Genomic DNA, 9,047 nt, shown 5'->3' with positions numbered 1-9,047 from the left:
CCGAGAAGTGGTACCGCAAAGCCGTAGACAACGACAACAGTACCGCCATGTTCCGCCTCGGGCTTCTACTCCTCGACCGCAACGACACCGACGAAGCGCAGACCTTGTTTCAGCGTGGCGCAGATGCCGGTAACGATTGGTGCATGGTGAATCTCGGTAAACAACTGCGCAATCGCGGCGACCTAGCCGAGGCCGAGAAGTGGTACCGCAAAGCCGTAGACAACGACAACAGTACCGCCATGTTCCGCCTCGGGCTTCTACTCCTCGACCGCAACGACACCGACGAAGCCGAGACATGGCTTCGGGCAGCCGCCAAAGCGGGACACATCTCCGGGATGGACTACCTCGGCGATCTCCTACGCGATCGCGGAGAGCTGGCAGAGGCGGAATCGTGGTACCGAAAGGCCGCGGATGCCGGCAACGATTGGTCCATGCTGAGCCTCGGCAACCAACTCCGCGAGCGAGGCGAACTGGCCGAGGCCGAGAAGTGGTACTGCAAAGCAGCAGACTCCAACAACCGCAACGCCATGTACCGCCTCGGGCTTCTACTCCTCGACCGCAACGACACCGACGAAGCCGAGACATGGCTTCGGGCAGCCGCCAAAGCGGGACACATCTCCGGGATGGACTACCTCGGCGACCTCCTCCACGATCGCGGCGACCTAGCCGAGGCGGAAACGTGGTACCGAAAGGCCGCGGAAGCCGGCAACGAGTGCTCCATGCACAGCTTGGCGAAACTGCTATACGACCATGACGATCTCATCGAAGCCGAGAAATGGTTCCGAAAAGCGGCGACTGCCGGCCTCGCGGAAGCAATGGACCTGCTCGGAGATCTGTTGCGCGATCGCGGCGACTTGGCACAGGCCGAAATCTGGTACACCAAAGGAGCCGACGCCGGCAACGATTGGTCCATGCTGAGCCTCGGCAACCAACTCCGCGAACGAGGCGAACTGACCGAGGCGGAGAAGTGGTACCGCAAGGCAGCAGGCTCCGAAAACATAGGCGCCATGCTCCGCCTCGGGCTGCTACTTCTCGACCTTGACGACACCCAGGAAGCCCAGACCTGGTTTCAGCGTGGTGCGGATGCCGGCAACGATTGGTGCATGCTAAATCTCGGCGACCAGCTCCAGGGACGGGGCGATGTAGCCGAGGCGGAAACGTGGTACCGCAGAGGCGCAGATGCCGGCAACGATTGGTGCATGATGTGTCTTGGCGACCAGCTCCGGGAACGGGGCGATGTAGCCGAGGCGGAAACGTGGTACCGCAGAGGCGCAGATGCCGGCAACAATTGGTGCATGATGAGTCTCGGCGATCAACTCCGGGAACGAGGCGAGTCAACAGAGGCGGAGAAGTGGTACCGCAAAGCAGCAGACTCCGAGAACATAGGCGCCATGCTCCGCCTCGGGTTGCTATTTCTCGACCGCAACGACACCCAGGAAGCCGAGACATGGTTTCGGCGCGGCGCGGACGCCGGCAACGATTGGTGCATGATGAGTCTCGGCGATCAACTCCGGGAACGAGGCGAGTCAACTGAGGCGGAGAAGTGGTACCGCAAAGCAGCAGACTCCAATAACCGCAACGCCATGTACCGCCTCGGGCTGCTACTCCTCGACCGCAACGACACCGACGAAGCCGAGACATGGCTTCGCGCCGCCGCCAACGCGGGACACGTCTCCGGAATGGACTACCTCGGCGACCTCCTCCACGATCGCGGCGACCTAGCCGAGGCGGAGACGTGGTACCGAAAGGCCGCGGCAGCCGGCAACGAGTACTCCATGCACAGCCTAGGGGCACTGCTATATGAACATGACGATCTCATCGAAGCTGAGAAATGGTTCCGAAAAGCCGCGACTGCCGGCCTCGCGGAAGCAATGGACCTGCTCGGAGATCTGTTGCGCGATCGCGGCGACTTAGCACAGGCCGAAATCTGGTACACCAAGGGAGCCGGGTCCGGCAACACCTATTCGATGGTCAGTCTCGCGGAACTCCTCCTCGAACGCAATTTGATAGAAGATGCGGAAAAATGGCTACGCCAAGCCGCCAGTAAGGGCAACAAAGATGCGGACGAGCATCTCGATCAACTAGGTCGCAGGCGCGCCGAGAACGGTGACGACTCGGCAATGGTCGATCTGGGAGAGATTCTCCTGAACCGTGGAGATCGTACGGAGGCAGAGGCATGGTTTCGCAGGAGTGCGAGATTGAACAACCCCGCTGCAATGGTACGGCTCGGTCGAATGCTGATGGAGCAGGGCGACAAAGGTAAGGCAGAGAGGTGGTTCCGCAAAGCCGCCGAAGCCGGCAATAGATACTCCATGGTCAACCTAGGGGAACTGCTTGTCGACACCGACGATGTCGACGAAGCCGAGTCTTGGTTTCAGGAGGCCGCCGAGTTGGGCGATACGGGTGGAATGATGAAGCTCGCGCATCTTCTCGTGGATGTGGATCGGCGCGAGGAAGCGGAGACTTGGTACCGCATGGCGGCAGACGCAGGACATGTTTCAGGTATGGACTATCTAGGTGATTCGCTGCGAGACCGCGGTCAGTTCGTCGAAGCGGAGTCGTGGTACCGCAAAGCCGCCGAGGCTGGCAACAGGTACTCCATGGTCAGCCTGGGGGAACTGCTCGAGAATCGAGGAAAATTCTCTGTCGCTGAAGTCTGGTTCCGCAAGGCAGCGGTCGCGGGTAGCACGTCAGGGATGACGAAGCTCGCGAAATTGGGCGCGAGAAAGAACGATTTCGTGGAGACGGAAAGGTGGTGTCGCAAGGCCGCCGAAGCTGGCGGCGTTGCTGGAATGGTGATGCTGGGAGATCTCCTCCATGATCACAGCAAGCCCGCTGAGGCAGAGTCGTGGTATCGCGAAGCCGCAGAGGCCGGCAGCGTCCACGCCATGGTCAGTCTCGGAAATCTGTTGGAGGACCGTGGTGACCTGGATGAAGCTGAGAGCTGGTTCTCTGAAGCGGCCGAGGCCGGTAGTCGGGAAGCGGACGATCTACTCTGGACACTGCTGAGTGAGCACGAGGCCATGACCCAGGAATCGACTGACGCGGGCGATAGACTCCGGAATACCGACTGAAGCGATGTCGTCGTATCGCAGAGCCGCTGATATGTGCATTACCTCTGGAATGCGATGTTACGAAGACGCGCGGCGTCCGGAGCCACTGCACTGATCATGTTGATGCAGATGTGTTGGGCACATATTGGAAAGGGAACGGTACGCGAAGTTGGGGCCTACCGTCGAGGTGCTCTCCCGCCCAACTCCCCCAACGTCTGCGGATAGCGCAGGCGCAGAGTGGTCGGATTGCAACCGAACACTGCCCCCTCGACCAGCTTCGCCGACGTCTGGACCTGGTCTTCACCGGCATCGCCGACTCGGGAATCTGAAAGAGCCCCAATCCGATGGCTGGAACGGGAGTGGCGCTGCTCAGCCGACTGCTTGGATGGGCGCCGTGCCACTCACGTAATCGAGTAACCCCCATCTACGGGCAAGACGACACCGGTCACATAGCGGGCGGCGTTCGAGACCAGGAAGAGTACGACATCAGCTACGTCGTCACCGTCTGCGAAGCGCTGCAGCGGGATTCGGCTCAGCTTCTGGGCTCGGATCTCCGGTTGGTCGAGGAGTTCAGCGGTCATCGGCGTTTCGACGTAGCCTGGCGCAATTGTGTTCACTCGGACCCCTTGTGGCCCGAGCTCAACGGCAAGCCCCTTACCCAGTTGGGTCAGCGCGGCCTTGGTCGCACCGTAAGGGACGATGCCTGGCACCGCTCGATCCGCTGACAGCGAGGCGATGTTGACGACGCTTCCTCGTGCTGCGATGAGCGACTTCATCGCCTGTCGGATCAGCCGGTACACGGCCGAGAGGTTCACATCTACCAATCGCTGCCATCCATCGTCTTCGACATCGACAGCTGCCGTGCGTAATTGAATACCTGCGGCATTGACCAGGATGTCCAGGCGACCGGCGGTCTCTAGCGCGAGGTCGACCGCGGAAGCACTCAGGTCTGGATCGGTAAGGTCCCCACACAGGCCTGCGCCACCGAGCCGACTCATCACCTCGGTCACTTTCGGATCTGCATCAACACCAATGACGGTCGCCCCGTGTGCAGCGAGCGTTCGAGCGATTGATGACCCGATTCCGCCGGCTGCGCCCGTAACTAGTGCTACCTGCTCAGCCAACTGACCGGACACCGAGGTCTGTGCTGTTGCGCCCACTGGACTCCCTTCGACCTCAGACGAGCTATGCCATCAATGGTTGTGAAACTGCTTTCTCGAAGAAGGTTGGCTTCGAAATGAGGCATAGCTTTGCTGTTCATCACGGTATACACTGAATGACCACGAAGCAAGCAAGCGCTTACAGGAGTCTCGTGCCATCCGTATCCCTTCCCGCCGCGGACCGTGCGGTCATGCACTTGGTTCTCGGTGAGCCAGCGAAGCTGAACGTCCGGGCAACCCCGCCGACCAGCCGCGAGGTCTACGCGGCTTCCCACGTCGTGGCAGACCCAATTCGTGCTTCGGCCGGGAACGCATCGGACCAGATCGACTGGGAGGCAACGCTGCGGCTGCGCCGGGATCTGTGGTCACTCGGACTTGGGGTGGCTGAATCCATGGACACCGCTCAGAGAGGCATGGGCCTGGACTGGACTGCTGCCAAGGAACTCGCCGTCCGAACCCTCGCGGAGGCCAAGTCCGTAGGCGGCAGGGCCGTCGTTGGTGTCGGCACCGATCAGCTCAAATCCGAACGGCCATCTCTCGCAGAGATCCGCGATGCCTATATCGAGCAGATCGACGCGATCGAGTCCAACGGGGGTGACGTCGTCATGATGGCCAGCCGGCACCTCGCCCGAGCTGCGGAGCGACCGGACGACTATCGAACGGTGTACGACGCGGTCCTGTCGGCTGCGCGACGTCCGGTGATTCTGCATTGGCTGGGCACCGTGTTCGATCCAGCCCTCGACGGGTACTGGGGTGCCGAAGATCGCTCTGTCGCAATAGACACCGTCGTGGAGATCATCGTCGCTCATCGGGACAAGGTCCGCGGCATCAAAGTGTCTCTTCTCGATCAGTCTCTGGAAATTGCGCTACGAGAGCGCATGCCGGCCGGAGTCCGCGTGTTCACCGGTGACGACTACAACTACGTCGACCTCATCGCAGGAGATGGAACCCACAGCAGCGATGCACTCCTTGGTGCATTCGCCGCCATCGGACCGTTCGCATCCGCGGCCTTCGCCCATCTCGACGCCGACGATATTCAGGGGTTCAAGACCATTCTGCGGCCCACCGAGTCATTGAGTCGTCTGATCTTCGCCTCACCCACCCAGTACTACAAGGTCGGTGTCGCGTGGCTCGCCTACCTCACCGGTAAGCAGAACCATTTTCGAATGATCGGCGGCTTCGAAACCGGACGAAGCCTGCTTCACCTCGCCGATCTTGTTCGAGCAGCCGACGCGATCGGCTTGTTCCCCAACCCTGACCTCACTGCCGATCGTGCGTCCGCATATTTTGCGGTACACGGCATCGACTGATTAGATCTCACGCAGTGCAGTCGCAACTCCGCCATGTGAATTGAACGGATCAGTCTCGGGCCATGCCCGTAGAGATAGTGCCCGTCGAATCCCGGATGACGACCTTCGCGTTCAGCGCCGGTAAAGAAGTGCCGGGTTCATTCCGCAGCGTCTCCTGCAGCAGCCTCCAGGCTTGATCGCCGAGTTGCGCCTTCGGACTCTGCACGGTGGTCAAGCGCGGGGCGATGTGGCGTGCAATCTCGACGTCATCGAATCCCGCCACCGAGACATCTGCGGGCACCTGTACCCCGAGATCGCGCAGCTTCGAGATCACCCCGACCGCTGTCAAATCATTGAAGCAGATCAGAGCGGTCGGCTCGTGAACGAGTGCGCTCTCGGTGACGTTGAAACCGCCATCGATCGTCCCATCCGAATCAACCTTGAACGCCTCGATACCAAGCACTTTGGACATTTCAACGGCTCGCCACCTCTCGCGGTTCTGCCATGACAGATCCGAGCCTGCGACATACACAACCCGACGATGACCCAATTGGGCCAGGTGCCCACACAATTCCATCATTGCCGTGAAGTTGTCGACCGCGACCATGGGCAGATCCACCCCGAGTTCAACCCTGTTCACCAGTACGACCGGAGTCGACTGCATCGCTAGATCCTTCAGACCGGAGACCGGAATTCGTGAGGACAGCAGTATCAACCCGTCGACCTGACCGAGTAAGTCGACGGCGGTCGCGTACTCGTCATCCGCAGCCCCTGAGTAGTCAGCAACGAGCATCCTGTAGCCGTCGGCGCGTGCGGCATGGTGCATCTGCTTGACCACGTCGAAGAAGTAGGCATTCACGAGGTCGGGAAGTATCACTCCCACGTTGCGAAGGGATCCCAGAGCCAGACCTCGCGCGGCTCCGCTTGGCCGGTACGCCATCTCCTCGGCAGCTGCATGGACCCGTGCAGCCAACTCGGGGCTCACGGCGGGATTCCCGCTCATCACGCGGGACACAGTTGCGGTCGACACACCAGCTGCCTTGGCAACCATGGAAATCGTTGGTCGGCGAGTACCGGAGGTTGTTCGCACTTCGCTCAAGCTCATGCCTCCTGTCGACTCCCCGAGTAAGATCTAAAAATCACTCTGCAACCGCTTACATCGTATCGCCCGGCTTCCCATTTCGCTGGACCAGCCGCCCAGAACGTGACCACGGAATGTTCCGGCGTGTCAGACCTTCGTCGCGGTGAGCGCATCTCGCGGATCGTCGAGGTCCCGGTCGATCGGATCCGGTGTGATGTAGGTGGTTCCGATCGTGATCAAGGTCAGGATGCACAGGTATCCAGCGATGAAGACCCATGCGCCGAGGCCGGCGCCCGGAACACCCGCGCCTCCATCCGAGGCCACGACCATCGCGATGATCCATGCCCCGATCAGTGGGGCGAGACCTCCGGACAGAACGGCGGATACCTCTCTGGCAACGGACACGCCGAGATAGCGTTGCCGGGACCCGAAGAGTTCACTGAGGAAAGCGCTTTGGGCGCCGAACATGCCCCAGGTCCCGATTCCGAGGCCGAGTGAGATCACGACAATCGTCAGCACCACACTGCCCTTCGAGAGCGCCCACCAGATCGGGAACGCCGACACCAACTGGAAGTACGCGAAGGCGCGGTATGTCCTGACTCGCCCGTACCGGTCGGTGAGTTTGCCTGCGATCGGAACGACGATGGCGCCCAGCGCTGCGGCGAAGACCAACGACAGTGCGCCGATGGGGCCCGTGACACCGACCGCCGCGCTGGTGACGTAGGCGACCGCAAGTGCCTGATACATCGACGAGGAGCCGTTCTCGGCGAGCCGTAGGCCGATTCCGCGCAGCAACGAGGGGCGTGAATTCTCGAGCAAGTGCTGCAAGGGACGATCGTCGATCTGGTGCTTGGCTTCGATCTTCCTGAATGTGGGCGACTCTTTCAGATTGACGCGCAGATACATCGCCACGCCGAGGATGACAACGCTGGCCAAAAAGGGAATCCGCCAGAACCAGGTGTCGGTGATCTGGCCGTGCCCGAAGTAGACGACGAAGTAGACCAAGGCCGCAACAACAGTTCCGACCTGCACTCCGAGGAAAGGCAGCGAGGCAAAGAATCCACGCCTGTTCTTCGGAGCGTATTCGGTCATCAGGATCGAAGCTCCAGCCATCTCGGCGCCGGCGCCCAGGCCCTGGCAAATGCGCAGTGCGATCAACAAGATCGGCGCCAGCATGCCTGCTCCACCGGAGTACCAGTCGCCTTCGCTGCCGTGGTATGTGGGCAGAAGGCCGATTCCGGTGCTGGCAACACCCATCAGAATAATGGTGGCCAACAGCACGAACTTTCGGCCCATCCGGTCACCGAGCCGGCCGAAGAAGATGCCACCCAACGGGCGGACCGCGAATCCAATGAAGTAGGTGGCGAAACTGAGAATCAATCCGGTTGACGGGTTGTCGCTGGGGAAGAACAGCGGGCCGAATACCAGCGCCGCCGCAAGGCTGTAGAGCGCGAAGTCGTAATACTCGAGGGCGCTGCCTGCGGAGGCTCCCCATGCGGCCCTGCGAAGGTCAGCGGTCGTTACCTCTGGATGATCGGAGGCCGTCGCCCGGGCGTCATTGACGTTGTCACCCAGATGGGGAGAGTCGAGAGTCATGGTCTGCCAATCCGATAGAGGATCCTGAACGGGCCGGAATCTGGGGTGGAGTTCATGAGCCGGTGAATGTCGGTGTGGACTTGTTATCGAAGGCGGTTATACCCGCGGTGAAATCGTCTGTTCCTGCTGTGAATCCGCTGCCGAGTGCCTCGAGGACAGCGGAGGGGGCGCCGGCGGCTGCGGCGTCGACGAGTTGCTTGCTGACCTGTACTGCGGCGGGGGCGCCCTCGAGAATTCGATCGATGAACTCTGTCACCGTGCCCGCGAGCATGGTGCGCTCGGAAATGGCGTTCAGCAGCCCCCAGTCCAGCGCCGTAACGGAGGGCACTTGGCGGCGGGCGAATATCATCTCCTTGGCGCGAGCGGCCCCGACAACGTGTGTAAGGCGTTCGGTGCCTCCCCAGCCCGGGGTCGTTCCGAGGCCGGTTTCCGGCAGCCCCAGACGGGCGGTACTCGCACCGATCCGCAGGTCACAGGCCAGCGCGAGTTCGAGACCGCCACCGAACGCGATGCCGTCGACGACTGCGATCGTGGGCTGCCGCAATTGTGCGAGATAGTTGAAGACCCTGTGCCCCTCTCTGATCCAGCGTCTCCACATTTGGGCGGGGCTGAAACGAGAGAACTGGGCGACGTCTGCGCCAACACAAAACGCCTTCTCCCCTGCCGTAGTGATAAGGACGACCTGAGCATCGGAGTGATCGATGGCCCGCAGTGCGGAGTAGAGATCGTCCAGCAGTTCGAGTGTCAGTGCATTGAGCTTTCCGGGGCGGTCGATCAGCACAGTCGCGACACGGCCGCCACGGGTATGAGTGACGGTGATCTGCCCTGCATCACTGGATGATTCAGAGGTATTCACGTGAGGGTCCTC

General features: G+C 61.2%; 6 protein-coding genes. 2 read left to right on the top strand and 4 right to left on the bottom strand.

Annotated features, from left to right (window positions below; translation table 11 throughout):
• Window positions 1-3,074, top strand: a 3,074-nt coding sequence (locus AB0I57_RS07775; protein ID WP_358332108.1) for a tetratricopeptide repeat protein, incomplete at its 5' end; no start/stop codon positions are given.
• A 380-nt stretch (window positions 3,075-3,454) separates the two neighbouring features.
• Here AB0I57_RS07775 and AB0I57_RS07770 read toward each other — a convergent pair.
• On the bottom strand, window positions 3,455-4,213 hold the full coding sequence (locus AB0I57_RS07770) for an SDR family oxidoreductase (RefSeq protein ID WP_358332105.1): 759 nt from the start codon (window positions 4,211-4,213) through the stop codon (window positions 3,455-3,457).
• A gap of 152 nt (window positions 4,214-4,365) precedes the next feature.
• Here AB0I57_RS07770 and AB0I57_RS07765 point away from each other — a divergent pair, with 152 nt between their 5' ends.
• Window positions 4,366-5,523: a dihydrodipicolinate synthase family protein gene (locus tag AB0I57_RS07765; RefSeq protein ID WP_358332102.1), complete on the top strand. Its 1,158-nt coding sequence runs from the start codon at window positions 4,366-4,368 to the stop codon at window positions 5,521-5,523.
• Between the two features lie 49 nt (window positions 5,524-5,572).
• On the opposite strand, the gene AB0I57_RS07760 is transcribed toward AB0I57_RS07765, so the two are convergent.
• From AB0I57_RS07760 to AB0I57_RS07750, 3 genes are all read right to left on the bottom strand, one after another.
• Window positions 5,573-6,607 carry a LacI family DNA-binding transcriptional regulator gene (locus AB0I57_RS07760; RefSeq protein WP_358332099.1) on the bottom strand — a complete coding sequence of 345 codons (1,035 nt, stop codon included), beginning with the start codon at window positions 6,605-6,607 and terminating at the stop codon, window positions 5,573-5,575.
• 123 nt (window positions 6,608-6,730) lie between these two features.
• Complete coding sequence (locus tag AB0I57_RS07755; protein ID WP_358332096.1) at window positions 6,731-8,179, bottom strand: MFS transporter; 1,449 nt, start codon at window positions 8,177-8,179, stop codon at window positions 6,731-6,733.
• 52 nt (window positions 8,180-8,231) lie between these two features.
• Complete coding sequence (locus tag AB0I57_RS07750) at window positions 8,232-9,035, bottom strand: enoyl-CoA hydratase/isomerase family protein (protein WP_358332093.1); 804 nt, start codon at window positions 9,033-9,035, stop codon at window positions 8,232-8,234.
• Window positions 9,036-9,047: the final 12 nt, after the last annotated feature.

The sequence above is a fragment of the Rhodococcus sp. NPDC049939 genome, from assembly GCF_040656415.1.
Taxonomy (GTDB): Bacteria; Actinomycetota; Actinomycetes; order Mycobacteriales; family Mycobacteriaceae; genus Rhodococcus_F.
Note: the sequence above shows the minus strand (reverse complement) of the source record. Positions and strands in the feature narration are given on the sequence as shown.